We start from the raw sequence: 23,913 nt of genomic DNA, 5'->3' as shown, positions 1-23,913 counted from the left end.
AAGAGGCCGGCTGCCGCTTCGCACGTGGTGCCGATGGCCGAGTGCGGCGATCCGCGCAACGTCCCGCTCTCTCCTCCCTGCGCGAGACGCCCGTCGCCACCACCTGACGACAGACCGGCCTGTGCCCGTCGGCCGCATGCCGACACCATCGCGGCCAGCGATGCCGCGGTGCCGGACAACCGAACATCGAATGATTGCCACGAGCGGCGGTGCCGCTGGATCCCGCTGAAACCAGGGTCGCGAAACATGAGCGTAGCCAAATTTGTGGCGGCCAACGGCCGCGAAGCCTTGCGCCAGGTGCGCGAAGCCATGGGGCCGGACGCCGTGGTGCTGTCCAACCGCACCGTCGACGGCGGCGTCGAGATCGTGGCGATGCGCGATACCGATCTGGGCGCGATCTCCGAGAGCGCGCCCCGGTTCCAGCCACCGGTGCGCGAGCCGATCCAGGTCGCGGCCGTGGAGCATATCGACGGCATTCGTGGCGAACTGCAAACGATGCGCGCGCTGATCGAGCGGCAGCTGTCAGGCATCGCGGTCCCCGCCGTGCCGGCCGCCGCCTCGGATCCGCTGCGCGAGTCGCTGTTCGAATGGCTGGTGGGCGCGGGCTTTTCCGCGCAACTGGCACGCACGCTGCTGGCGCGGCTGCCGGCTGGCCATGACCGCCCCGCCGCGATGGGCTGGATCCGCCAGGAGATCGCCAGCAAGGTGCCGGTACTGGCCGACGAGGACGCGCTGTTCGGCCAGGGCGGCGTGCTGGCGCTGGTCGGCCCGACCGGGGTCGGCAAGACCACCACCACCGCCAAGCTGGCCGCGCGCTTCGTGCTGAAGCACGGCGCCGACAAGCTTGCGCTGCTGACCACCGACACCTTCCGGATCGGCGCGCACGAGCAGCTGCGCATCTACGGCGACATCCTCGGCGTGCCGGTGCACGCGGTCAAGGATGCGTCGGATCTGCGTCTCGCGCTGGGCGCGCTGTCGCAGAAGCACCTGGTGATCATCGATACCGTCGGCATGAGCCAGCGCGATCGCAATCTGTCCGAGCAGATCGCGATGCTGGCGGGTGCGCCGGCGCCGGTGCAGCGGGTGCTGCTGCTCAACGGCGCCAGCCACGGCGATACGCTCAACGAGGTCGTGCATGCCTACCGCCACGACGCCGCGCCAGGCGCCGGCATCGACGGCTGCATCATCAGCAAGCTCGACGAGGCCACCCATCTGGGCTCGGTGCTCGATGTCGTGATCCGGCACCGGCTGCCGGTGTTCTACGCGTCGACCGGCCAGCGCGTGCCGGAGCATCTGGAACTGGCGCGCGGCGACGCGCTGGTCGAGCGCGCCTTCCTGATGCCGCGGCGCGGCTCCGTCTTCGCCGATGCGCAGGCCGCGCGCCGCGCGCTGGCGGCGCCAGCAGGCGACGACGTGGTCGACGCGGGCCACGGCGCGCGCAACGAAGCGCACGACGTGCTGCGCTCGATCGCCGACAGCGGTCATGCCGTCGGCGCCTGCGTCAACGCGCTGCGCGATGGCCCCTATGGCTTTGCGCTGCTGCGCGAGCTGTGGGCTGGCCGTGGCCAGGGCCAGGCGGAGCCGGCCGAACTGCGTCCTCTGGTGCGCCAGGTCCGCGACGCGGTCTGCCAGGATGCCAGCAGGCATTGCGAACACTTCGTGCTGTCCGCGTCGGTGACGCTGCCCTGCACGGTGCCGGGCCGCCGCGCGCCACAGCCGTGGCAGCACACGCTGTGGCTCGGCGACCGCGACGGCATGCCGCTGATGGCCACCGTGACGCCGCTGGCGCGCACGCCGCAGGCCGGCGGCTGGGATACCGAAATGGCCGACTGGCGCGCCGCGCTGGCCGCGCGCCGTACCGTCGTCCATCTGCTCGACACGATGCCGGCCGGCGCCACACTGCAACGCTGGCAGTCGAGCGGCGAACGCTGGCTGGCGGCAGCACGCAAGAGCACGCGCGTGCTGTGCGACGGCACCGCATGGAAGCTCGATGCGCTGGCCGACACGCTGACCTTCCATGCGCAGGCTGAACTGCGCTGGCGCGACCGCGAGGCCGTTCAATGGGTCGCGCAGACCAGGGTGCGCGTGATCGAAGGGCAGACCCGTGCCGCGCGCGGCACCGCCACCGAAGGCGGCATCGAGGCCGTGCTGCTGGTGGCGCGCACCATCGAGCGCGACAGCGGCCAGACACTCGCCGTCGACTATCTGCTGGCCGATCCGGCGCTCGCCGGCGCCGGTGCGCAGCTCGCCCAGTGGGCACGCTGGGGCGAGGCCGCGGCGCAGCAATGCCGCACGCTGCGCCATGCGCTGGACCATCTCGGCCGCCCGGCCGACACGTCGCAGCAAGCGTTCGACGTCGACGCGCTGGTCGCGCTGCAGGCCGGCATGACCGCGTTGCGGCTGGCCCATGCGCCGGCACAGGCGGCGATCGACTGTCTGGCGGGGCTGGCCGGCCAGGCAGGCCGGTCGGCCGCCAGGGATGCGGTACCGGGCGCCGCCGCGCTGCTCGAGGGACTGGGCCGCCTGCTGGCCCTGCTCGACGTGCTCGAGAACTTCCCGGGCCGCAACGCCGCCGCGGTCGGGTCGGCTCGCGCGTCGAACGACAAGCGCGGCGCAGGCGAGGCCGTCGAAGCCATCCGCGCCGCGACCCCGGCCGCGAATCATGCCCTCACGGACGCCGAATTGCCGGCGCCGGCGCTGCCCGAATCCGCGCAGCATCTGGCCCAGCGGATGACGCAGAACGCCGCGGGCACACGAGAGAACGCGTCGGCGAAGTTCGACCTGGCCGCGCTTGGAGACTGATTGAACATGCTTGCCGTCGATCAGGCCGAAAGCCTGCGCCGCATGCTGGCGCCCCGCGCCACCCGCCGTATCGCCGTGTTCGGCTGCGAGCCGGGCGCCGGTGCGACCACGGTCGCGCTGGGCCTCGCTCATGCGCTGGCATTGCAGGGCGAGCGCGTGCTGCTGGTCGATGAAGACCTGTCGCACGCGCGCGCGACGCGCCTTGCCGGTGCCTCGCCGCCGGGCACGCTGGCCCAGGTGCTCGCCGGCGCCGTCGCGGTCGATGCCGCGGTCGGTCGCCGCGAAGCCGGCATGCCGGCGCTGCTGCCCGGCGATGCGTCGGCGTGGGGCCCGCTGCAGGCGCTGCATGACTTCCGCACCGTCGTCAGCGATGCGCGCCTCGGCGCCGATGGCGCGTTGTCGCGCTTTTCCGCCGCCGCGCACAACCTGGTGGTGGTGATGCGGCCCGAACGCGAATCGTTGACCGCCGCCTATGCCTGCATCAAGCGGCTGCATCATCGCTACGCCTGCCGGCATTTCGAACTGGTGGTCAACTGCGCCGCCAGCGAAGCGTCGGCGATGGCGATCGCCGGCAACCTGGCGCGCACCGCGGGCCAGTATCTCGGCGTGCAGGCGCGCTGCGCCGGCGTGCTGCCGGCCGACCCGCTGGTCGCGCGCGGCACGGCGCTGTCGCGGGGCGTCGTCGATGCTTTCCCTGGCGCGCCGGCCACCGCCATGCTGCGCCGACTTGCCGTCAGCATCGCTGGCTGGCCTCTTTCACCCGATCCCGAACCGATGCCCGCCGCTGGCGCCGCGACCGCCGTCGCCACCGCCGCGCTGCCCGCATCGGCGATGGCCTGCTAGCACTCGCGAGAATTCCACCATGTACACGATCCAGGGAAAGCTCGAACAGACCGACACCGTCCAGACCCATGCGCCGCTGGTACGGCGCATTGCCCTGCAACTGGCGGCGAAGCTGCCGGCCAGCGTGCAACTGGACGACCTGATCCAGGCTGGCATGATCGGCCTGCTCGACGCCGCCCGCCGCTATGAAGACACCCACGGCGCGCGCTTCGAGACCTATGCCAGCCAGCGTATCCGCGGCGCGATGCTCGACGAGGTACGCGCCAACGACTGGCAGTCCCGCAGCCTGCGCCAGTCGACGCGCCGGATCGAGCGGACCGTGCGCGCGCTGGAGCAGAAGCTCGGCCGCACGCCGCTGGATTCCGAGGTTGCCGAAGAACTGGAGATGCCGCTGGACGAATACCAGAGCATGCTCAACGAGGTCTATGGCTGCCAGCTGCTGCATTACGAGGACTTCGAGCGCTCCGGCGAAGAGGATTTCCTCGATCGCCACCTGACGGTCAGCGAGGACGGCAATCCGCTGACGCTGCTGATGGAAAGCGGCATGCGGGGCGCGCTGATCCGGGCGATCGAACGGTTGCCCGAGCGCGAAAAGCTGGTGCTGTCGCTGTGCTACGACCAGGAGCTGAACCTGCGCGAGATCGGCGCGGTGCTCGAGGTCACCGAATCGCGCGTCTGCCAGATCCGCAGCCAGGCCATCAACCGGCTGCGCAGCCAGTTGCGCGGGCTGCTGTGATGGCCCGCATGGCAGGTCGCGCGTTCGGGTCGATCGTGGCGATCGCCTCGGCGGCCGTGGCGGTGATCTCGCCTGCCGTCGCGGCTTCGTCGCTGATGCACACCAATTTCGGCGGCGACTCGCGCCATGCATGGACCGCATCGGTGTCCGCGCCGGCGCTGTACGGCCGCGGCGTGCGGGCCTTGTCGGCGCCTATCCTGCCCAGCGGCTATCTGGCGCAGGCCGAAGGGGTGATCACCGCAGTGCGCTGGCGTTACCGTTTTGCTCGCGTGCCACCGCCAAATCTGCAAGCCTATCTCTGTAATGCCAACCGTTGCGTGCTGCTGCCCGGGCCCGAGGGCAAGACCGATGCCTTCCGCGGCGACGATGCCGACAAGGGTTTCGTGTTTGCGTTCCGCATTCCGGGACAGGGGCCGTTGACGCCCGTGCTGCAAGGGCAGGCCAGCCAGATCACGGTCAGCTATCGCTGAATGGCGGGCGCCGCGAAGGCGGCAAGGTGACGGCGAAGCCGCCGTCGTGACGAGGTGATTGGCGGTGGACTTGCCGGCCCGCGGCGGGTGGCATTGAATGTGCTTGTTGCCATGGAGAATCTGGCAGCGAGACATCGAAATGAGCCCCAACCGAACCAGCGGTAATCGCATCCGCCTGCTGGAAAACGGCGACGAATATTTCCCGCGCGTCTTTGCCGCGATCGCCGCCGCGCAGACCAGCGTTCTGCTGGAAACCTTCATCCTGTTCGACGACCGCGTCGGCGTGGCGCTGCGCGAAGCGTTGATTGCCGCGGCCAAACGCGGCGTCCATGTGGCGATCACCGTCGACGGCTACGGCTCGCCCGATCTGCCGCCCGCGTTCGTTGCCGGCATGGTCGCGGCCGGCGTGCGTTTCCATATCTTCGCGCCGCGCCGGCGGCTGCTCGGTGTGCGGACCAATCTGTTCCGCCGGCTGCATCGCAAGCTGGTGGCGATCGACGGACGCATCGCCTTCATCGGCGGCATCAACTTCTCCGCGCAGCACCTGACCGACCATGGCCCGCAGGCCAAGCAGGATTATGCGGTCGAGGTCGAGGGACCGGTCGCCCACGAGGTGCATCGCTTCCTCGTGCAGACGCTGCCGCCGGGCGACGTCGAGGTGCCGGCGGTCCCGCCGCCGGCGCCGGCCGGCAATATGGCCGCGTGGCTGGTCACACGCGACAACGACGCGCATCCGACCGATATCGAATGGGAGTACCTGCAGGCGATCCGCGCCGCGCGGCATCAGGTGGTGATCGCCAACGCCTATTTTCTGCCGGGCTATCGCGTGCTGCACGCGATCTGCGAGGCGGCCCAGCGCGGCGTCGACGTGCGCCTGATCCTGCAGGGCAATCCCGACATGCTGTGGGTCAAGCGGATGGCCGACATGCTGTATGCCCATCTGCAGGACGCCGGCGTGCGCATCTTCGAATATTGCGAGCGGCCGCTGCACGGCAAGGTCGCGGTGATCGACCGCGACTGGTCCACCGTCGGCTCCAGCAACCTGGATCCGCTGAGCCTGTCGCTGAATATGGAAGCCAACCTGGTGATCCGGGACGCCGGCTTCGCGCGTGGCCTGCGCGAGAACCTCGACGCGCTGATGGCCAATGCCTGCCGCGAGATTCCGCCGAATCGCCAGACGCGCCGCGCGCCGCTGCAGCTGGCGGCGACCACGCTGATGTTCCACTTCCTGCGCCGCTTCCCCGCATGGGCCGGCTGGCTGCCCGCCCACACGCCGAAGCTCGTGGTCGCTACCGCCGAGCCGCCGCGCCGGCCCTGGCGATTTCCGGTGCTGAAGCGGGGCGCCGGCGGAGCGGAATAGATGACGGCACAGGGATCACGCGGAAGGATGACGGCAATACGACGCGGCAATACGACGACGGCAAATCGATCACGGCGACCAGATGACAGCACGACAGGCGACTGACCACCACACGAGAACACGGCGGCGCAGCCGCTGGGCGCAGGTGCGCCGCATACTGGGCATCGCCTTTGTCGCGCTCGTGGTGGTGCTGGTGGTCAGGAAGCTGGCCGAGGTCGACTGGGCCGAGGTCTGGGTCACGCTGCAGGAATACGACTACCGGACGCTGACGCCGGCCGCGCTGCTGGTGGTGCTCAGCTATTTCTGGCATTCGGCGTTCGACCTGCTGGGCCGCTGGTATGCGCGGCATCGGCTGTCGTCGCCGCGGGTGCTGGTGATCGCCTTCGTCAGCTATGCCTTCAACCTGAACCTCGGCGCGCTGGTGGGCGGCCTGGGGATTCGCTACCGGCTCTATTCGGGAGCGGGACTGTCGGGCGCACAGATTGCGTCGGTCTATACCATCGGCGTGGTCAGCAACTGGATCGGCTACCTGGCACTGCTCGGGGCGGTGCTGGCCGCTCGCACCGTGGTGCTGCCGCCCGAATGGGGGCTCAATGCCACCTTGCTGCAGATCGCGGGATTTGCGCTGCTGGCGGTGGTCGCCGCGTACCTGGTCGCGTGTGCGAGGGCCAGACGGCGCCGATGGACGGTGCGCGGCCATGCCTTTCATCTGCCGCCGCTGCGTTTCGCCGTGATGCAGTGCGCGCTGTCGATTACGAACTGGCTGACCATCTCGGCCATCATCCAGACGCTGCTGCCGTCGTCGGTGCCGCTGCTGGTCGTGCTGGGCGTGGTGCTGATCGGCAGCATCGCCGGCGCGGTCGCGCATATCCCTGCCGGTCTGGGCGTGCTCGAGACGGTGTTCGTGGTGCTGCTGGGCGATCGCGTGCCGCACCACGCGCTGCTGGCCGCGCTGCTGGCCTATCGGGCGATGTACTACCTGTTGCCGATGCTGCCGGCGGTCGTGGGGTATTTCCTGCTGGAGGCGCGCGGAAGGCGCGCCAGCACGGTCGAGCCGACGGCGTAAGGTGTGTCGCTTCGCCGCAGAGAGAGAAATCAGCCGCTGGCCAGGCTGACGCCGCGCGGACCGGCCTGTGCCCGGCCATTGCGGCCGTAGACGGTGGCCGTGTCGCCGCGCTGGCGCAGCGTCTGCAACGCGTCCTGCGTGTATTCCAGATGCGCCGACACTACGGCGCCGTTCAGCGTATTGGCCTCCGCCGCGCCGCGCGCGGTCAGTACCAGCGTGCGCCACGCGGCGGCGACGCCTTCGTCGATATGCAATCCCACCAGTTGCCGGCCGCTGCCGACGCGGATGCCGAGCGCGGCCATCTGCGCCTGGCGTGCGGTGCCGAGCTGCGCGATCTGTTGCGCCAGTTCCTGCTTGTTCTGCACCAGCTCGCCCAGCGACAGGAAGTCGCCGGCGCGAATCGCGGTGCGTTCCTGCTGCAGGGCATCGACGAAGGCCGCGATGGCTTGCGTTTCCCGCTGCATGCTGGCGATCAGGGCTTGGCTCATGGGCGCGAAGTCGAAGGAAATCGGTGGGGGTAGGGTCTACGGGTTCAGTGAGATCAGCCGGTTCAGCCTGATCAGCGGCCGCCGTCCTGCGTCAATTCGCGCAGCGTGGCCAGCAGACCGTCGGCGATCTTGCTCGGGTCCATCTTCAGGCGCCCTTCGGCGATGGCCTGGCGGATCTCGTCCACCTTGGCTTGATCGATGTCGCCGTCGGCCTCATGGGCCAGGCGCGAGCCGATATCGCGCACCTGGCTGCCGAGGGGGCTCATGGTCAGGCCGCTCGCGGACGATGCGGCGCCCGGCACGGGGCTCGACGCGGTGCGTCCAGTGCTTTCAGCGGCACCTTCACCGGTGCGCGGCAGGGTCGATTGGTGGATCTTCACGGGATGTCCTTGCTGGGTTTGCTCAGCTTAACGGCGGGGCGTCGCCAAACTTTAGGACGCGAATTGTGACACGCTGTAACGACGCTGTGGCGATGGCTGGGGCTGAGGCCGGGGCCATGTCGGCGGCTATTGCTGCAGCACCACCGTGTCGGCGTCCCGCACCAGCCCGTTGACGACCTGCCCGCTCTTGAGCCGGACCTGCACGGTGTTGCCCGGAGCGGCGTCCGCGAGAATCTTGCCCTCGCTGCGAATCTGGAAGGCCTCGCCTTCGATGGTCACCGCGACCATCTGACCCTGCTTGACCGCGATCGCCTTCCGGACCATGTCCATCCGCAGCGGCGAGCCGGCCGCGATCCGGTTGGCCGTGACCGCGCCTTGGAGCTGCGCCGGGTCGGTCACGACCGCGCGCGGCAGGCCGGCAAGATCGCCCTCGCGCCGTTCCAGATCGGCCGGTCCGATCGGCTGGCCCGGCGCCAGCGCATGCGCGGCGACATAGTAATCAGCCACCACCGAGACGCGTGCCTGCACGTAACGGGTCCACGGCCGCTCGCCACCGCAGCGCACGCCAACCGAAACCCGGCCCCACGCCGCCGCGCCGCCCGGCAGGAACGGCTGCGGCGCCACGCATTCGCGCGCGCGTCCGCCCGAGGGCGGCACCACCTGGATACTGGCCTTGCCCGGCAGCCCGGCGGTCTCGCGCAGCAGGAACTGCTCGACCGCGACGCGCACCGGATCGTCGGTGAACGGCGACGGCTGTGCAGCCTGGGGTGGCGAGGCAGATGTCGTGACCGATGTCGTGGCGGTCGCCGCCAGCGCGGCGGTGCATGGCAGCGCCGCGCAGAGCGCCAGCAAGGCGAGGCGGCGTGGTGCCGATCGGTGCGTGCGAAACATGGCGTGATCCCGGCAGGCGAAATGGAAAGTCAGGAAACAAGGCGGCGGGCCGGACGCAGGCGCGCGCGTGGGGGCAGGCGCGCGTGCAGGCAGTGGGCGTCCGGCAACGAGACCTCATTGTAGGCAGCGGCACGCGCGCCCTCCGCCTGAAATGCGCAGGTTTCCCCGTCCTATTCATCCGATTGCACTGGCCAGCCGCCACCTAAGATGGCACCCGTAAAGAAGGCCGGGTCCATTCCCGGCCGCCCTCACGCCTTTGCCGACGCAGGGGCGCGTGGTTTCGTCACACGTTCCTCGATAGCGAGAGATAGCGAGATACGGACATGATCGACAGACTCGATGCGTCGTTCCGTTTCCAGCAGGAAGCGTTGAACTTGCGCAATCAGCGGCAATCGGTGATCGCCGCCAATATCGCCAATGCCGATACGCCGGGCTTCAAGGCCCGCGACTTCGACTTTGCCAGCCAGCTGTCCGAATCGGTCGAGCGGGGGCGGCAGGCCAACGGCGTGTCGCTGTCCACCACGTCGACGCGCCATCTGCCGGGCCAGGCCTCGGTCGCCAGCGAGTTCGAGCTGGCGTACCGGATTCCGATGCAATCGAGCATCGACGGCAACACCGTCGAGATGGACACCGAGCGGGTGGCATTCGCCGACAACTCGGTCAAGTACGAGTTCGGCCTGACGGTGATGAACTCGAAGATCAAGGGCATGTTGGCCGCCATCCAGTCGTGAGGAAACCATGCCGGCAATGAATATCTTCGACGTGACGGGCTCGGCGATGGCCGCCCAGTCGCAACGCATGAACGTCACGGCCTCGAACCTGGCCAACGCGGACAGCGCGGTGGCGCCCAACGGTCAGCCGTATCGCGCCAAGCAGGTGGTGTTCGGCCTGGCGCCGACGCCCGGCCAGGCCGATATCGGCGGCGTGCAGGTGCGCGGCGTGATGGAAGATCCGTCGCCGCCCCGCATGGTGCACAACCCCACGCATCCGCTGGCCAATGCCGACGGCTACGTGGTGATGCCCAACGTCAATCCGGTGGAAGAGATGGTCAACATGATTTCGGCGTCGCGGTCCTACCAGGCCAATGTCGAGGTGTTGAACTCCGCCAAGAACATGATGCTCAAGACGCTGACCATCGGTCAGTGATTCCGCCATATCGACCGGACCAACCGGATCAACGGGACCAACGATGACCACCACGCCACCCGTCAACAACAGCAGCAACAGCGCCGCCAACCAGCTGGCCAACAGCGCGTCCAGCGCCGCGGACCTGCAGAACAACTTCCTGAAGATGCTCGTCACGCAGATGAACAACCAGGATCCGCTCAAGCCGATGGACAATGCCCAGCTGACTTCGCAGCTCGCGCAGATCAGCACGGTCAGCGGCATGCAGACGATGAACGCGACGCTGGCCCAGCTGCTGAACCAGGTCAGCGCCAGCCGCGCGATGGACTCGGCCGCGCTGATCGGCCGCACGGTGATGGTGCCGGGCAAGGAAGTCGCCGTCTCCGGCGGCAAGCCGGGCCAGTTCGGCATCGACCTGCCGGCCACCGCCGACGCGGTCACCGTCGACGTGCTCGACAAGGACGGCAACGTGGTGCGCACCATCGACCTGAAGGGCCAGACCGCCGGCGTGCACGACGTGAGCTGGGACGGCAAGAACAACGCCGGCGGCGTCGTGCCGGATGGCGACTACACGTTCAAGGTCAGCGCAACCGCGGACGGCAAGAGCGTGCAGCCGGTGGCGCTGGTCTACGGCAAGGTGCAGGCCATCAGCGGCGATGCCAATGGCGTGCTGGTCGATATCGGCGGCGGCCACACCGCGCTGGTCGACGACGTGCGCAAGATCCTTTAATCCGAATCATCGGCATTCAACAGAACGCCAGCGCGGCGGTGCCACGGGCGCCGGCGCGGGCAAATTCGTACGACGCGTAACAAGGGGAAATCATGGGTTTCGGTCAAGGAGTCAGCGGCATCAACGCCGCGGCACAGAATCTGGACGTGATCGGCAACAACATCGCCAACGCGAACACCGTCGGCTTCAAGCAATCGACCGCGCAGTTCGCCGACGTCTACGCCGGCTCGAAGGTCGGCCTGGGCACGCGCGTGAACTCGGTGGTGCAGTCGTTCACGCAGGGCAATATCGAGGCGAGCGGCCGCTCGCTGGACGTCGCGATCACCGGCGGCAACGGCTTCTTCCGCATGGTCGGCACCGACGGTTCGGTGTTCTTCTCGCGCAACGGCCAGTTCCTGCGCACCGACGACGGCCGCATCACCAACGCGCAGGGCCTGCAGCTGACCGGCTATCCGGCCGGCGTGCAGCCGGGCGGCGGCGTGCAGCCGCAACCGCTGGTGGTGTCCAGCGCCCAGATGGCGCCGAAGGCCACCGACCGCATCACCGCGCAATACAACCTGGACTCGCGCGCCGCTTCTCGCAATCCCAGCGTGACGGCAAACGCCGCTAATACGGGATCAGGTTCGGTACAGGTCGCAGTTTCCGACGCAACGGCGCTGGAGGACTTCACCTACCAGCTGTCTTTCGATGGCACCGATTACACCCTGACCCGTTCTGATGGGCAAACGGTGACTCAGCCGGGCACGACCTTCACGATAGACGGCCTGACGCTGACAGCGGGCCCGGGTATGAACAACGGTGACACCTTTACCGTCGATCCGCTCACCTCTAACTTCACTAGCTCGGCCGGCAATCCCCCTGCGGCAGGAACGTTCGACTACAGCAGCACGATCGAGGTGTTCGACTCGCTCGGCAATGCCAAGCAGGTCACGGCCTATTTCGTCAAGGGTCCGACCGGCGCGAACGGTACGCGCTGGGATGTCTACGTGACGGACAGCACCGGCGCCCAACTGTCCGGTCCCAATGAGATGGTGTTTAACCTGAACGGCGCCCTGGTAACTCCCGCGGCCGGCGCAACGATCCCTGTGACCGTCCCCGGAGTCGGCGGCGCCGCCGCGATGAACATCCAGCTGGACCTGGCCGGCACGACGCAGTTCGGCGACGACAACGATCCGAAGTCGATCGTGCAGAACGGCTATACCTCGGGCTCGCTGCTGGGCTTCTCGATCGAAGCGGACGGCACCATCCTGGGCAGCTATTCGAACGAGCAGACCCAGTCGCTGGGTCAGGTCGTGATGGCCTCGTTCGGCAACGTCGAAGGGCTCAAGCCCGAGGGCGACAACGTCTGGAGCGCCACCGGCGCCTCGGGCCAGCCGCTGCTGGGCTCGCCGGGCGGCAGCATGGGCCAGCTGCAGTCGAACGCCGTGGAAGCGTCGAACGTCGATCTGTCGGGCCAGCTGGTCAACCTGATCATTGCCCAGCGCAACTACCAGGCCAATGCGCAGACCATCCAGGCGCAGGACCAGGTGCTGCAGACGCTGGTCAACATCTGACCGGCACGTCAGCGGTAACCGCAAGCATTGGATAGGAATCGCAGATGGATCGCCTGATCTACACCGCCCTGTCGGGCGCCAAACAGACGCTGGACCAGCAGGCCGCGGTGGCCAACAACCTGGCCAACGTGTCGACCACGGGCTTTCGGGCGCAGGTCAACATGTTCCGCGCGGTGCCGGTGGTCGGGCAGGAGACGCCCACCCGCGCCTTCACGCTGGCCAGCACGCCGGGCGCCGACATGAAGGCCGGACCCCTGACCTATACCGAGCGTCCGCTCGATATCGCGATCAAGGGCAACGGCTGGCTGGCGGTGCAGGGGCGCGACGGTGCGGAAGGCTATACCCGCGCCGGCTCGCTGCAGGTGGGCCCGGACGGCCAGCTGCTGACCTCGAACGGCCTGCAGGTGCTCGGCGACGGCGGCCCGATCGCGGTGCCGCCCGGCTCCACGGTGACGATCGGCAACGACGGCACCATCACCGCGCGCGGCCCTGGCGAGACCGCCAATGGCCTCGCGCAGGTGGGCCGGCTGCGGCTGGTCAATCCGCCGCCCGATGCGATCGCACGCGGCGACGACGGCCTGTTCCGGCTGCGGCCGGGCGCTGCGCCGCTGGAGACCGACCAGACCGTCCGCGTGATCGCCGGCGCGCTCGAAGGCAGCAACGTCAATCCGGTCGAGGCGATGGTCGACATGATCGCCAACGCGCGCCGCTTCGAGATGCAGATCAAGATGATCCAGGGCGCCGACGCCAACGAGCAGCGCGCCAACGCGTTGCTGTCGAACCGCTAAGCACCCACCAATGAATCGACAGGGCACGCCGGCGCGCGTGCCCGCCACCGAAGGAACACCATGAACCGCTCTCTCTGGATTGCGAAGACCGGCCTCGATGCGCAGCAGACGCAGATGGACGTGATCTCGAACAACCTGGCCAACGTGTCCACCACGGGCTTCAAGCGCAGCCGCGCGGTGTTCGAGGAGTTGATGTACCAGACGATCCGCCAGCCCGGCGCGCTGTCGTCGGACCAGACCACGCTGCCGTCGGGCCTGCAGCTCGGTACCGGTGTGCGTCCGGTCGCCACCGAGCGCATCCACACGCAAGGCAATCCCCAGCAGACCGGCAATGCCAAGGACGTGGCCATCATCGGCCAGGGCTTCTTCCAGGTCACGCTGCCGGACGGCACCACCGCGTACACCCGCGACGGCTCGTTCCAGGTCGACCAGAACGGCCAGCTGGTGACCGCCAGCGGCTTCGTGATCGAGCCGGCCATCGCCATCCCGGCCAACTCGACCTCGCTGACGATCGCGCGCGACGGCACCGTGTCGGTGACGCAGCCGGGCAATGCCAACAACGTGCAGGTCGGCCAGCTGCAACTGGCCACCTTCATGAACCCGACCGGTCTGGAAAGCCTGGGCGAGAACCTGTACGTGCAGACCGACGCGTCGGGCGCACCGAACCCGACCGTCCCTGGCCTGAACGGCGCCGGCATCCTGCAGCAGAACTACGTCGAAGCGTCCAACGTCAACGTGGTGGAGGAGCTGGTCAGCATGATCCAGACCCAGCGCGCCTACGAAATCAACAGCAAGGCCGTACAGACGTCCGACCAGATGCTGCAACGCCTGACTCAGCTGGGTTGAACATGAACGCCATGCTGTTCCGTCTGGGCCGGTCGGCCTGCCGTCTGGCCTGCATTCTGGGGCCGCTGCTGGCCACCGGCTGCGCGCTGATGCCGCGCGAGCCGCTGGTGCAGATGCCGACCACGGCCCGGGCCGAGCAGCGGCCGATGATCGCGCCGACCGGCTCGATCTATCAGAACTCCTACGCCGGCAACCCGCTGTTCGAGGATCGCCGCCCGCGCAACGTCGGCGACATCCTGACCATCGTGATCAGCGAGAACGTCAACGCGTCGAAGAACTCAGGCACCAACGCCTCGCGCACCAGCAATGCGGCGCTGGCCTTTGACGCGGTGCCGCGCGCGCTCGGCGGCCTGTTCGGCGCCAGCCAGAACGCCAACATGAGCGGGGAGAACGGGATTCGCTCCAGCGGCGGTTCCAGCGCCGCCAATACGTTCAACGGCACCATCACGGTCACCGTGATCGAAGTGCTCGCCAACGGCAACCTGGTGGTGTCCGGCGAGAAGCAGATGGCCATCAACCAGGGCGCGGAATTCATCCGCTTCTCGGGCGTGGTCAATCCGCGCACGATCACCGGCGACAACGCGGTGCCGTCGACCCAGGTGGCCGACGCGCGCATCGAATACACCGCCAAGGGCTATATCGACGAAGCGCAGAACATGGGTTGGCTGCAGCGCTTCTTCCTCAACGTTTCACCGTTCTGATTCGCGTCATGTCTTTGCGCCTGGCTGATTGCCTCCGCGGTTGCCGCCGCCCTAGCCGTTCCGGCGTCTGCACGCCGGGCCTCCTGCCGCTGTTCGCGCTCGCCCTGGTGCTGGCGCTTGGCCTGCTGCTGCCCGCGGGCCCCGCCCGCGCCGAACGCCTGAAGAACCTGGCGACCATCCAGGGCGTGCGCGACAACCCGCTGGTCGGCTACGGCCTGGTGGTCGGCCTGGACAACACCGGCGACCAGACCATGCAGACGCCGTTCACGACGCAGAGTCTGACCAACATGCTGTCGCAGCTGGGCATCACGCTGCCGGCCGGCCGCAACATGCAGCTGAAGAACGTGGCCGCGGTGATGGTCACCGCGACGCTGCCGCCGTTCGCGCAGCCGGGCAGCCAGCTCGACGTGGTGGTGTCGTCGATGGGCAATGCCAAGAGCCTGCGCGGCGGCACGCTCTTGATGACGCCGCTCAAGGGCGCCGACGGCCAGGTCTACGCGATCGCGCAGGGCAACCTGCTGGTCGGCGGCGCCGGTGCGTCCGCCAACGGCAGCAAGGTGCAGATCAACCAGCTGGCGGTCGGCCGCATCGCCAACGGCGCCATCGTCGAACGCGCGGTGCCGGCGTTCCAGGCGGACAACGGCGTGCTGACGCTGGAGCTCAAGAGCTCCGACTATGGCACCGCCGAGCGCGTGGTCGACGCGATCAACCGCAATCTGGGCGGCGGCGTGGCCAGCGCACTCGACGCGCGCGTGGTGCAGGTGCGCGTGCCGCAGGCCTCGTCGCAACGCGTGGCGATGCTGGCGCGCATCGAGAACATCGACGTGACGCCGGCCCGTGCCGCGGCCAAGGTCATCCTGAACGCCCGCACCGGTTCCATCGTGATGAACCAGGACGTCACCGTGCAGGACTGCGCGATCGCGCACGGCAACCTGTCGGTGGTCATCAATACGCAGCCGGTGATCAGCCAGCCGGCGCCGTTCAGCGGCGGCGAAACCGTGGTGGCGCCGGTCTCCGAGATCAACCTGAAGCGCGACGGCGGCTCGCTGCAGCTGGTGCGCGCCGGCGCCTCGCTGTCGGCGGTGGTGCGCGGCCTGAACTCGCTGGGCGCGACGCCGGCCGATCTGCAAACGATCCTGGAAGCGATGCGGGCCGCGGGCGCGCTGCGCGCCGAGCTCGAAATCATCTGATCGCCACGGGTCATCGCATGAGCCAACCGATCCACGCTCAAGCTGATTTGTCGCAGCGCTTCGCGCTCGACACGCAGGGGTTCGAGGCGCTGAAGCAAAGCGCGCGCGACGGCAGCGCCGACACGCTGAAGGCCGCCGCCAGGCAGTTCGAGGCCGTCTTCACGCAGATGGTGCTCAAGAGCATGCGCGAGGCGACGCCGCAGGACGGGCTGTTCGACAACGAGCAGACCAAACTCTATATGTCGATGCTGGACCAGCAGCTGGCCCAGCACCTGTCGTCGAAGGGTATCGGTCTCGCCGAGGTGATGGCGCGCCAGCTGGCACGCGCCAGCGGCCAGCCGTTGCCGCCGGAGGCCGCGGCCGCCAGCCGCATGGATGATGTGGCCAGCACGCTCGGGCCGCTGCTGGATGGACGCACCACTGCCGCGGCAGGCGGCGACGAGGAACAGGTGCCGCGTGCCGGCACCGTGGTGCCCGGCGCCAACTGGAACCCGAGCGCGGGCCTGCGCCAGTACCAGGCGCAACAGAGCGGCCAGTGGCAAGGCAGCGCCGCCATGTCCGAGGACACGCCGGCCCATATCAGCGCCTTCGTCAGCCGCATGGCTGGCCCTGCCGTGGCCGCCTCGCGCGCCAGCGGCGTGCCGGCACGGCTGATCCTCGGCCAGGCCGCCCTCGAGTCCGGCTGGGGCCGCCGCGAAATCACCCATGCGGACGGCAGCACCACCCACAACGTGTTCGGCATCAAGGCCGGCGCCAACTGGAAGGGCCCGGTCGCGGAGATCACCACCACCGAATACGTCGACGGCCAGCCGCAGAAGATCAAGGCGAAGTTCCGCGCCTACGGCTCGTACGAGGAAGCCTTCTCCGACTATGCACGGCTGCTGACCAACAACCCGCGCTATGCCGGCGTGGTATCGGCTGGCTCGGCCGAGGAAGCCGCCCACGGTTTGCAGCGCGCCGGCTATGCGACCGACCCCGAATACGGAGCCAAGCTGGTCCGGATCATGCGGAAGGTGCCGGTCTGACGACTGGTACGCGATCGGTTTTCTTCCTCTCCCCCTGAGGGGGAGAGGAAGCGGCCATTAGGCGAGGCCGCGCCAGGAAGACTTGTACGCCGCCGGTTTTCTCCCCTCTCCCGCTTGCGGGTGAGGGGCGCGGGAGAGGGCATCCGGGGTTTGCATGCCACCGCTGCGCGAAACGATCCCCAACCCTAAAGTCCGCCGCCGAATCTGCCGTTACCACCCTCATCCACCGCCACGGTCGCGACTGCATCGCGCGGCCATGGCGACCAACAGAATCCGGGGCTAGTGCATGTCTCTCTTCAATATCGGCCTGTCCGGCCTGAACACGGCACAGAACGCGCTGACGACCATCGGCCATAACGTCAGCAACGCGGCGACCGCCGGCTATACGCGCCAGAACACCATCATCGCGTCGTCGGGCGGCCAGTACACCAGCCAGGGCTTCTTCGGCCAGGGCTCGACCACCACCACGGTGATGCGGGTCTACGACGAATTCCTGACCGGCCAGCTGCGCGCCGCGGAAACGTCGAGCGCGCACCTGTCGACGTACTCGGAACAGATCAAGCAGATCGACAGCCTGCTGGCCGACCAGAAGGGCGGCATCGCGCCGCTGATGCAGAAATTCTTCGCCGCGGTGCAAGGCGTGGCGGACAAGCCGGGCGACACCGCCGTCCGCCAGAACATGCTGAACGCCGCCCAGTCGCTGGCAGGCCAGCTGCGTTCCGCGGCCTCGTACTTCCAGAACCAGCAGGAAGGCATCAACAGCGAGATCCAGAGCTCGGTCGCCCAAGTGAACGCCTTCACCAAGGAGATCGCCTCGCTGAACAGCGAGATCGCCAAGGCCACCGCCGCCAGCGGCGGCCAGCCGCCCAACGATCTGCTGGACCAGCGCGACGAAATGGTCGCGCAGCTGAACAAGATCGTCGGCGTCAAGGTGGTCGCGCAGGACGGCGGCAGCTACAACGTGTTCGTCGGCAACGGCCAGCCGCTGGTCGTCGGCGCCAGCTCCTACGACCTGAAGGCCGTGCAGTCGGCGGCCGACCCGTCGCGGATGGGCATCGCCTATACGCTGCCGGACGGCACCGCGATCGAGATGGATGACGCGCTGTTCAGCGGCGGCAGCATCGGCGGCCTGATGCAGTTCCGCAGCGAGACGCTCGATGCCGCGCAGAACGCGATCGGCCGCCTGTCGCTGGCGATCGGCCAGACCTTCAACGCGCAGCACCGCCTGGGCATGGACCTGAAGGGCCAGATTGGCGGCGACATGTTCGCGATGGGCTCGCCGACGGTGATCGGCAACAGCCGCAACAACGGCACCGGCACGGTGGCGGCCACGGTGGCCGACGCCACCGCGCTGACCACCAGCGACTACACGGTGACCTACGACGGCACCAGCTACAGCCTGGTGCGGATGTCCGACAACGAAGTGGTCGCCACCGGCGCCGGCCCGACCTTCACGGCCGACGGCCTGAGCATCACGGTCGGCGGCACGATGGCCGCCGGCGACAGCTTCCAGATCCAGCCGACCCGCAATGTCGCCGGTTCGTTCGACTTGGCCATCACCGACCCGGCCAAGGTCGCGGCCGCCTCGCCGGTGCTGGCGGAAAGCGGTGCCTCGAATATCGGCAGCGGTACCGCCAAGGTCAGCAACGTGGCCCAGGGCTTCAGCGTGCCGGCCTCTAAGATCGTCGCGACCTTCAATGGCACGGAGTACACCTTCGCCGATGCGAATGGCCCGCTGTTGCCTCCGCCCAGCCCGGTCTTCAATGGTACTGCTCAGGAATACACCATCAATGGCGTGACAGTCAGCTTCGACGGCGCGCCCCGTGCCGGCGATACCTTCACGATCGGCTCCAACGTCGGCGGCTCGTCCGACAACGGCAATGCGCTGGTGCTGGCCAAGCTGCAGACCACCAAGACCATCAACGGCGTGTCCAGCTTCAACGACGCCTATGCCCAGCTGGTCAACGACATCGGCAGCCGTACCAAGTCGATCGATATCGCGTCGACCTCGCAGAACAGCATCACGACCCAGGTGCGTACCGCCCAGCAGTCGGTCTCCGGCGTCAACATGGACGAGGAAACCGTCAACCTGCTGCGCTTCCAGCAGCTCTATCAGGCCAGCGCGCAGGTGATCCAGACCGCCTCGTCGCTGTTCGACGCCATCATCAATATCCGCTGACGGGCCGCCCGCCTACCGAGACCAGGAAACCATCATGCGTGTCGCCACTTCCACGTTCTACCAGCTTGGCCTGTCCGCGATGAACGGCCAGCAGTCCTCGCTGCTGCACGTGCAGCAGCAGCTCGGCACCGGCCGCCGCGTGCTGAACCCGTCCGACGATCCGATCGCCGCCACGCGCGCACTCGGTGTATCGCAGTCCATCGGCGTCAACGAGCAATACGCCACCTCGCGTACCCAGGCCAACATCAGCCTGGCGCTCGAGGAAAAGACGCTGCAGAGCGTGATCACCACGATCCAGAACGTCCAGACGCTGATCGTCAACGGCGGCAACGGCACCATCAGCAACGCCGACCGCGCCTCGATCGCGTCCGAACTGCAGAGCAACTACGAGCAGCTGCTGGGCCTGGCCAACGCCGACGATGGCAACGGCCAGTACCTGTTTGCCGGCTTCAAGTCGGGCACCCCGCCGTTCGCGGCCAATGGCGGCACCGTGCAATACGTCGGCGACACCGGCTCGCAACTGCTGCAGGTGGACGTCGCCCGCCAGATGGCCGCCGGCGACAACGGCCGCGATGTATTCCTCAGCGTCACCGGCTCGGCCGACTACGTGATGACCGAAGGCGGCGGCAACACCGGCACGGCCCTCTACGGCGCGCTGTCGGTCACCGACCCGACCAACCCGCTGTACGGCCACGAATTCTCGATCGATTTCACCGTCGACGGCGCCGGCAATACCAGCTACACCGTCACCGACAACAGCGCCGTACCGCCCACGGCCATCGTGCCGTCCACGCCGTATGTCGCCGGCGACGCGATTCAGTTCGGCGGCGTGTCGTTTACCGTCAAGGGCGCGCCAGCCAACGGCGACTCGATGACGCTGGCCCCGGCCAAGCAGGCGGGCACCGACATCTTCGCGAACATTAAGGCGGCGATCGACGCGCTGAAGCAGCCGGTGACCACCGAAGCCGATCGCGCGCGGCTGGACAATGCGCTGGCAACCGCCAACCGCAAGATGTCGAACTCGCTCGACAACGTGCTGACGGTGCGCGCGTCGGTCGGCTCGCGGATGCAGGAACTCGATGCGCTCGACACCATCGGCGCCAACCGCGACCTGAACTACGAGCAGACGCTGTCGGGCCTGCAGGATCTGGACTACGCGTCGGCGATCGCCGAGTACTACCAGCGCCAGACCGCGCTGCAGGCGGCACAGCAGTCGTTCATGCAGATTCAGGGGATGAATCTGTTCAACTATCTGCGGTAAGCCTGGATAAGGCGGACAAGGCTGCCGGCCTGCACCCCGGACCAGGGTGGGAGCCGGCGGCGTACCACCGGTCTCCACCCGAACATCTCGACTGCCTCAGCCTTCCGCCGCCACGCGCGATCATCGCGTCGAACGCCTCATTCGCGTCGTCACGGAAAACGTCTCGGCGGGATGGATCGTGACAGAGACTTCGAACGTGTCGCCCGCCTCGTCAAGGTAGCGGCGCACGACTTTCAGCACCGACGACCCGATTTCGATGCCGAGCGCGCGGGCCACGCGTTTGTCGGTCAGTGTCGAGGCACGTACGCTTTGTTCGATTTCGGCGATCTGCCGGCCATGGCGCGACTCGATCAGCGAGCTGACGAGCACGTCCGGCGTATCTCGCACGATGGCGCCGATGTCCTCGTAGGCGGTATCGATATAGATGTCGGTCCACGCGATCGGCGTGGCGGCCGCATCGTCGTTCCATCGCACGCTTGAAATGCGCAGCCATTTCGTTGCCGGCGTGCCCCCCAACGCAGCAGCCACTTCGGCAGGCGCGACAGTCGTCTCCACGGCTTGCACTACGCGCCGATGCTGCTCCCCGAACTGCATCAGATCTTCGACCGACGCCAGCGTCGGCTTGAACACCGCCTTGGGCTCGGCGGCCTCCACACGCGTGCCGACGTTCTTTCGGCGCGATACCAGCCCGAGGTCCTGCAGTTCCTGCAATACAGCGCGGATCGTGTAACGGCTGGCGTGGAATTGCTCGCACAACTCGAACTCGGTCGGCAGCAGCGCTCCCACTGGATAGCGGCCGCCTTTGATGCCATCCAACAGTTCGCGAGTGATCTCTGATGCGGTTCGTCTGCTCATTTCGCCATTGTCCCCGACTCAACGGAGCGCGATTCAAGGGTTAACACCAATTTCCCGGCATATGTTCGAACATATTTAATGCTCATATGTTCGAACATATCGAACGACCAGCCAATTGTCAGAAGGTCGCTCCATGCCCAACTCCAGCATTCCCGCCGCCAGTACCGTCGTCGATTCCGCGCTGTTCCGCGATGCTTTTGGAACCAGGAAGATGCGACAGATCTTCTCCGACGGTGCACTGGTACAGCGCTACATCGACGTCGAGGTTGCCCTTGCCAGGGCTGAAGCCCGCGTTGGCGTGATTCCGGCCGAAGCGGCCGAGACGATCGCACGCGAAGCGCGTATCGAGCGCATCGACTTCGATCACATGCGCGAGGAAACCGATATTGTCGGCTATCCCATCCTGCCGCTGGTGCACCAGCTCGTGCAGATCTGCGGGGATGCGGGACGGTACGTTCACTGGGGAGCCACCACGCAGGACATCATGGACACGGCGGTGGCTCTGCAGGTGCGCGACGCGCTGGACAGTATCGATGCCGACATTCGCGAACTGCGGGGCATCCTGGCCGATCTCGCCAAGGCGTATCGCGATACCCCGATGGCTGGCCGCACGCACCTGCAGCAAGCGCTGCCGGTGACCTTCGGCTACAAGGCCGCTGTCTGGCTGGCGATGTTCGACCGGCACCAGCAGCGCCTGGCCCAACTGCGGCCCAGGGTGGCGGTGGTGCAATTTGCCGGTGCCGCGGGCACGCTGGCATCGATAGGGGACAAGGGCTTCGAGGTGCAGCGCGCGCTGGCGGAGGAGTTGGGCCTGGGCGTGCCAACCATGACATGGCACGTCGCGCGCGACGGCCTTGCCGAAGCCGTCAATCTGCTCGCGCTGGTCACTGGCTCGCTCGGCAAGATCGCGTTGGACATCATGATCATGGCGTCCACCGAGTTTGCGGAAGTCTACGAGCCCTTCGTCAAGGGGCGCGGGGCGAGCAGCACGATGCCGCAGAAGCGCAATCCAATTTCGAGCGAACTGATGCTGGCGGCATCGAAGGCGGTGCGTCAGCACGCCGGTTTGATGGTCGATGCGCTGGTGCAGGACTTCGAGCGCGCCACGGGGCCATGGCACGCGGAGTGGATCGCGATTCCCGAGAGCTTCATCCTGACGTCCGGCGCGCTGCACCAGGCAAAGTTCGCGCTCGGCGGACTGATCGTCGATGCGCCACGCATGGCTCACAACCTCGGCATTTCCAAGGGCCTGATCGTGGCCGAAGCCGTGATGATGCGGATGGCCCCGCATATCGGTCGTCAGCAGGCGCATGACCTCGTCTACGACGCCTGCCGCACCGTCAACGAAGCCGGCGGCACGCTGGCCGAAGCCCTGCTCGCCTTGCCCGCTGTCACGCAGCACTTCGACCGTGCGGCGATCGAGCAGATGGTCGATCCCGCCAACTACCTCGGACTCGCGCCGCAGATGGTGGACCGCGCCGTCGCTCTATCGGCGGAAATCCCCTGAGCCAGCGCCGCCAGTACGGGACCGAGGCCGGTCAACGCGCACCGATCGCATCGAACGATTCAAGCGCATCCATTGCGGCGGCGGGCCGAAGCAGTCCGATCGCTGCAGCCTACCAAGGAGACAAATCATGAAAGCCATCCCAACCGTCGTGCGCGCCTCGATGACGATCGCCGCGCTGCTTGCCGCGGCGTCGGTACACGCGCAGAACTGGCCGACCCGGCCGATTACCTGGATCGTGCCCTTCGCCGCCGGCGGCCCCACCGACGCGCTGGCACGCACCATTGCCGACCGCGTGTCGCGCGAAGTCGGCCAGTCGATCATCATCGAAAACACGCCTGGCGCAGGCGGCACGATCGGGGCAGGGAAGGCAGCTCGCGCGCCCGCGGACGGCTACACGATGCTGGTGGGGCATATGGGCTATATGGGCGCCGCGCCGGCTCTCTACAAGAAGCTGCCCTACGACCCCGTCAAGGACTTTGCCCCGGTCTTCCGCTTCCCGGATACGCCGATGGTGTTGATGGTGCGCAAGGACCATCCCGCCAAGGATGTAAGGGCGCTGGTCGACTATGGCAAACAGAATCCGGGCAAGCTGTTCATCAGCAATGCCGGCATGGGCTCGACCTCGCACTTGATCGCCGCGATGTTCGCCTCGTCCGCCGGCATCAAGGTCTCGCTGGTGCCGTACAAGGGTGCGGGTCCGGCGCTGATCGATGTCATCGGCGGGCAGGTCGATGGCATGTTCGACCAGACCAACACCGCGTTGCCGCAAATTACCGAGGCCAAGGTCAGGCCGCTGGCCGTCACGTCGGTCAGGCGGGTGGCACAGCTCAAGGACGTGCCGACGCTTGCCGAGACGGTCGCTCCCGGCTTCGAAGCGGCAACCTGGTATGGCATCTATGCGCCCAAGGGCACGGCACCGGCGGCAGTGGAAAAGATGCAGCAGGCCTATCTGAGAGTGATGAAGGACAAGGCGTTCACCGACCGGCTGTCGGCGCAGGCGATCCAGATGCTGCGCGAGGACCAGTACACGGCCAGCGCGCTGGGAAAGCACACCGAAGCGGAAGTCGCCCGCTGGAAGGTGCTGGCGGCCAAGGCCAATATCTCGCTGGACTGAGCG

At 67.6% G+C, this 23,913-nt stretch carries 23 protein-coding genes; 19 read left to right on the top strand and 4 right to left on the bottom strand.

What is annotated here, in order from left to right:
- Nucleotides 1-246 precede the first annotated feature (246 nt).
- The 6 genes from flhF to F7Q96_RS17235 all read left to right on the top strand — a co-directional run bounded on the left by flhF (nucleotide 247) and on the right by F7Q96_RS17235 (nucleotide 7,277).
- Complete coding sequence (gene flhF, locus F7Q96_RS17260) at nucleotides 247-2,802, top strand: flagellar biosynthesis protein FlhF (protein ID WP_082371821.1); 2,556 nt, start codon at nucleotides 247-249, stop codon at nucleotides 2,800-2,802.
- 6 nt (nucleotides 2,803-2,808) lie between these two features.
- Nucleotides 2,809-3,645 (top strand): P-loop NTPase family protein, encoded by an 837-nt coding sequence (locus F7Q96_RS17255; protein ID WP_053824715.1) that lies wholly within the window; start codon nucleotides 2,809-2,811, stop codon nucleotides 3,643-3,645.
- A 19-nt stretch (nucleotides 3,646-3,664) separates the two neighbouring features.
- Nucleotides 3,665-4,381 (top strand): RNA polymerase sigma factor FliA, encoded by a 717-nt coding sequence (locus F7Q96_RS17250; RefSeq protein ID WP_053824398.1) that lies wholly within the window; start codon nucleotides 3,665-3,667, stop codon nucleotides 4,379-4,381.
- 95 nt (nucleotides 4,382-4,476) lie between these two features.
- Nucleotides 4,477-4,851, top strand: coding sequence for a flagellar protein FlhE (locus tag F7Q96_RS17245; protein WP_226995088.1), 375 nt, complete (start codon nucleotides 4,477-4,479; stop codon nucleotides 4,849-4,851).
- A gap of 139 nt (nucleotides 4,852-4,990) precedes the next feature.
- Nucleotides 4,991-6,211, top strand: coding sequence for a cardiolipin synthase ClsB (gene clsB / locus F7Q96_RS17240; protein WP_053824397.1), 1,221 nt, complete (start codon nucleotides 4,991-4,993; stop codon nucleotides 6,209-6,211).
- Nucleotides 6,212-6,293: 82 nt separating this feature from the next.
- Complete coding sequence (locus F7Q96_RS17235; RefSeq protein WP_053824396.1) at nucleotides 6,294-7,277, top strand: lysylphosphatidylglycerol synthase domain-containing protein; 984 nt, start codon at nucleotides 6,294-6,296, stop codon at nucleotides 7,275-7,277.
- Between the two features lie 29 nt (nucleotides 7,278-7,306).
- Here the strand turns inward: F7Q96_RS17235 and F7Q96_RS17230 are convergent, their stop codons facing one another.
- The 3 genes from F7Q96_RS17230 to flgA all read right to left on the bottom strand — a co-directional run bounded on the left by F7Q96_RS17230 (nucleotide 7,307) and on the right by flgA (nucleotide 9,036).
- Nucleotides 7,307-7,765: a flagella synthesis protein FlgN gene (locus F7Q96_RS17230; protein WP_151023014.1), complete on the bottom strand. Its 459-nt coding sequence runs from the start codon at nucleotides 7,763-7,765 to the stop codon at nucleotides 7,307-7,309.
- Nucleotides 7,766-7,836: 71 nt separating this feature from the next.
- Nucleotides 7,837-8,145 (bottom strand): flagellar biosynthesis anti-sigma factor FlgM, encoded by a 309-nt coding sequence (gene flgM / locus F7Q96_RS17225; protein WP_053824394.1) that lies wholly within the window; start codon nucleotides 8,143-8,145, stop codon nucleotides 7,837-7,839.
- 126 nt (nucleotides 8,146-8,271) lie between these two features.
- On the bottom strand, nucleotides 8,272-9,036 hold the full coding sequence (gene flgA, locus F7Q96_RS17220; RefSeq protein WP_082371820.1) for a flagellar basal body P-ring formation chaperone FlgA: 765 nt from the start codon (nucleotides 9,034-9,036) through the stop codon (nucleotides 8,272-8,274).
- Nucleotides 9,037-9,359: 323 nt separating this feature from the next.
- On the opposite strand from flgA, the gene flgB reads away from it, so the two are divergent.
- The 11 genes from flgB to flgL all read left to right on the top strand — a co-directional run bounded on the left by flgB (nucleotide 9,360) and on the right by flgL (nucleotide 20,434).
- The gene (gene flgB, locus F7Q96_RS17215) at nucleotides 9,360-9,767 is read left to right on the top strand and encodes a flagellar basal body rod protein FlgB (protein WP_053824393.1); all 408 of its coding nucleotides are present in this window, start codon (nucleotides 9,360-9,362) and stop codon (nucleotides 9,765-9,767) included.
- A 7-nt stretch (nucleotides 9,768-9,774) separates the two neighbouring features.
- Nucleotides 9,775-10,182, top strand: coding sequence for a flagellar basal body rod protein FlgC (gene flgC, locus F7Q96_RS17210; protein ID WP_006579133.1), 408 nt, complete (start codon nucleotides 9,775-9,777; stop codon nucleotides 10,180-10,182).
- Nucleotides 10,183-10,225: 43 nt separating this feature from the next.
- Nucleotides 10,226-10,891 carry a flagellar hook assembly protein FlgD gene (gene flgD, locus F7Q96_RS17205; protein WP_151023012.1) on the top strand — a complete coding sequence of 222 codons (666 nt, stop codon included), beginning with the start codon at nucleotides 10,226-10,228 and terminating at the stop codon, nucleotides 10,889-10,891.
- Nucleotides 10,892-10,983: 92 nt separating this feature from the next.
- Nucleotides 10,984-12,444 carry a flagellar hook protein FlgE gene (locus F7Q96_RS17200; protein ID WP_082371819.1) on the top strand — a complete coding sequence of 487 codons (1,461 nt, stop codon included), beginning with the start codon at nucleotides 10,984-10,986 and terminating at the stop codon, nucleotides 12,442-12,444.
- A gap of 44 nt (nucleotides 12,445-12,488) precedes the next feature.
- Complete coding sequence (gene flgF, locus F7Q96_RS17195; RefSeq protein WP_006579130.1) at nucleotides 12,489-13,232, top strand: flagellar basal-body rod protein FlgF; 744 nt, start codon at nucleotides 12,489-12,491, stop codon at nucleotides 13,230-13,232.
- 60 nt (nucleotides 13,233-13,292) lie between these two features.
- Nucleotides 13,293-14,078: a flagellar basal-body rod protein FlgG gene (gene flgG, locus F7Q96_RS17190; protein ID WP_023264122.1), complete on the top strand. Its 786-nt coding sequence runs from the start codon at nucleotides 13,293-13,295 to the stop codon at nucleotides 14,076-14,078.
- 11 nt (nucleotides 14,079-14,089) lie between these two features.
- Nucleotides 14,090-14,779: a flagellar basal body L-ring protein FlgH gene (flgH, locus tag F7Q96_RS17185; RefSeq protein ID WP_052511343.1), complete on the top strand. Its 690-nt coding sequence runs from the start codon at nucleotides 14,090-14,092 to the stop codon at nucleotides 14,777-14,779.
- Between the two features lie 8 nt (nucleotides 14,780-14,787).
- Nucleotides 14,788-15,969 (top strand): flagellar basal body P-ring protein FlgI, encoded by a 1,182-nt coding sequence (locus F7Q96_RS17180; protein WP_053824392.1) that lies wholly within the window; start codon nucleotides 14,788-14,790, stop codon nucleotides 15,967-15,969.
- A gap of 17 nt (nucleotides 15,970-15,986) precedes the next feature.
- The gene (gene flgJ, locus F7Q96_RS17175) at nucleotides 15,987-16,994 is read left to right on the top strand and encodes a flagellar assembly peptidoglycan hydrolase FlgJ (RefSeq protein ID WP_053824391.1); all 1,008 of its coding nucleotides are present in this window, start codon (nucleotides 15,987-15,989) and stop codon (nucleotides 16,992-16,994) included.
- 286 nt (nucleotides 16,995-17,280) lie between these two features.
- On the top strand, nucleotides 17,281-19,173 hold the full coding sequence (flgK, locus tag F7Q96_RS17170) for a flagellar hook-associated protein FlgK (protein ID WP_053824390.1): 1,893 nt from the start codon (nucleotides 17,281-17,283) through the stop codon (nucleotides 19,171-19,173).
- 34 nt (nucleotides 19,174-19,207) lie between these two features.
- Nucleotides 19,208-20,434, top strand: a complete 1,227-nt coding sequence (flgL, locus tag F7Q96_RS17165) for a flagellar hook-associated protein FlgL (protein WP_053824389.1) — start codon at nucleotides 19,208-19,210, stop codon at nucleotides 20,432-20,434.
- 120 nt (nucleotides 20,435-20,554) lie between these two features.
- Here the strand turns inward: flgL and F7Q96_RS17160 are convergent, their stop codons facing one another.
- Nucleotides 20,555-21,289 carry a GntR family transcriptional regulator gene (locus F7Q96_RS17160; RefSeq protein ID WP_053824388.1) on the bottom strand — a complete coding sequence of 245 codons (735 nt, stop codon included), beginning with the start codon at nucleotides 21,287-21,289 and terminating at the stop codon, nucleotides 20,555-20,557.
- Between the two features lie 133 nt (nucleotides 21,290-21,422).
- Between F7Q96_RS17160 and pcaB the strand changes: the two genes are divergently transcribed.
- Both pcaB and F7Q96_RS17150 read left to right on the top strand, forming a co-directional pair.
- Nucleotides 21,423-22,796 (top strand): 3-carboxy-cis,cis-muconate cycloisomerase, encoded by a 1,374-nt coding sequence (gene pcaB, locus F7Q96_RS17155; RefSeq protein WP_053824387.1) that lies wholly within the window; start codon nucleotides 21,423-21,425, stop codon nucleotides 22,794-22,796.
- Between the two features lie 127 nt (nucleotides 22,797-22,923).
- Entirely contained in the window at nucleotides 22,924-23,910 is a 987-nt protein-coding gene (locus F7Q96_RS17150) for a tripartite tricarboxylate transporter substrate-binding protein (RefSeq protein WP_053824386.1), read from the top strand.
- Nucleotides 23,911-23,913: the final 3 nt, after the last annotated feature.

Source organism: Cupriavidus gilardii, assembly GCF_008801915.1.
Classification (GTDB): Bacteria; Pseudomonadota; Gammaproteobacteria; order Burkholderiales; family Burkholderiaceae; genus Cupriavidus; species Cupriavidus gilardii.
This window is presented reverse-complemented; position numbering and strand designations above follow the sequence as displayed.

Bases quoted from the DNA above. Each gene is read 5' to 3' on its own strand.
- flhF (WP_082371821.1), top strand. From the start codon at position 247: ATGAGCGTAGCCAAATTTGTGGCGGCCAACGGCCGCGAAGCCTTGCGC.
- F7Q96_RS17255 (WP_053824715.1), top strand. From the start codon at position 2,809: ATGCTTGCCGTCGATCAGGCCGAAAGCCTGCGCCGCATGCTGGCGCCC.
- F7Q96_RS17250 (WP_053824398.1), top strand. From the start codon at position 3,665: ATGTACACGATCCAGGGAAAGCTCGAACAGACCGACACCGTCCAGACC.
- F7Q96_RS17245 (WP_226995088.1), top strand. From the start codon at position 4,477: ATGCACACCAATTTCGGCGGCGACTCGCGCCATGCATGGACCGCATCG.
- clsB (WP_053824397.1), top strand. From the start codon at position 4,991: ATGAGCCCCAACCGAACCAGCGGTAATCGCATCCGCCTGCTGGAAAAC.
- F7Q96_RS17235 (WP_053824396.1), top strand. From the start codon at position 6,294: ATGACAGCACGACAGGCGACTGACCACCACACGAGAACACGGCGGCGC.
- F7Q96_RS17230 (WP_151023014.1), bottom strand. From the start codon at position 7,765: ATGAGCCAAGCCCTGATCGCCAGCATGCAGCGGGAAACGCAAGCCATC.
- flgA (WP_082371820.1), bottom strand. From the start codon at position 9,036: ATGTTTCGCACGCACCGATCGGCACCACGCCGCCTCGCCTTGCTGGCG.
- flgB (WP_053824393.1), top strand. From the start codon at position 9,360: ATGATCGACAGACTCGATGCGTCGTTCCGTTTCCAGCAGGAAGCGTTG.
- flgC (WP_006579133.1), top strand. From the start codon at position 9,775: ATGCCGGCAATGAATATCTTCGACGTGACGGGCTCGGCGATGGCCGCC.
- flgD (WP_151023012.1), top strand. From the start codon at position 10,226: ATGACCACCACGCCACCCGTCAACAACAGCAGCAACAGCGCCGCCAAC.
- F7Q96_RS17200 (WP_082371819.1), top strand. From the start codon at position 10,984: ATGGGTTTCGGTCAAGGAGTCAGCGGCATCAACGCCGCGGCACAGAAT.
- flgF (WP_006579130.1), top strand. From the start codon at position 12,489: ATGGATCGCCTGATCTACACCGCCCTGTCGGGCGCCAAACAGACGCTG.
- flgG (WP_023264122.1), top strand. From the start codon at position 13,293: ATGAACCGCTCTCTCTGGATTGCGAAGACCGGCCTCGATGCGCAGCAG.
- flgH (WP_052511343.1), top strand. From the start codon at position 14,090: ATGCTGTTCCGTCTGGGCCGGTCGGCCTGCCGTCTGGCCTGCATTCTG.
- F7Q96_RS17180 (WP_053824392.1), top strand. From the start codon at position 14,788: ATGTCTTTGCGCCTGGCTGATTGCCTCCGCGGTTGCCGCCGCCCTAGC.
- flgJ (WP_053824391.1), top strand. From the start codon at position 15,987: ATGAGCCAACCGATCCACGCTCAAGCTGATTTGTCGCAGCGCTTCGCG.
- flgK (WP_053824390.1), top strand. From the start codon at position 17,281: ATGTCTCTCTTCAATATCGGCCTGTCCGGCCTGAACACGGCACAGAAC.
- flgL (WP_053824389.1), top strand. From the start codon at position 19,208: ATGCGTGTCGCCACTTCCACGTTCTACCAGCTTGGCCTGTCCGCGATG.
- F7Q96_RS17160 (WP_053824388.1), bottom strand. From the start codon at position 21,289: ATGAGCAGACGAACCGCATCAGAGATCACTCGCGAACTGTTGGATGGC.
- pcaB (WP_053824387.1), top strand. From the start codon at position 21,423: ATGCCCAACTCCAGCATTCCCGCCGCCAGTACCGTCGTCGATTCCGCG.
- F7Q96_RS17150 (WP_053824386.1), top strand. From the start codon at position 22,924: ATGAAAGCCATCCCAACCGTCGTGCGCGCCTCGATGACGATCGCCGCG.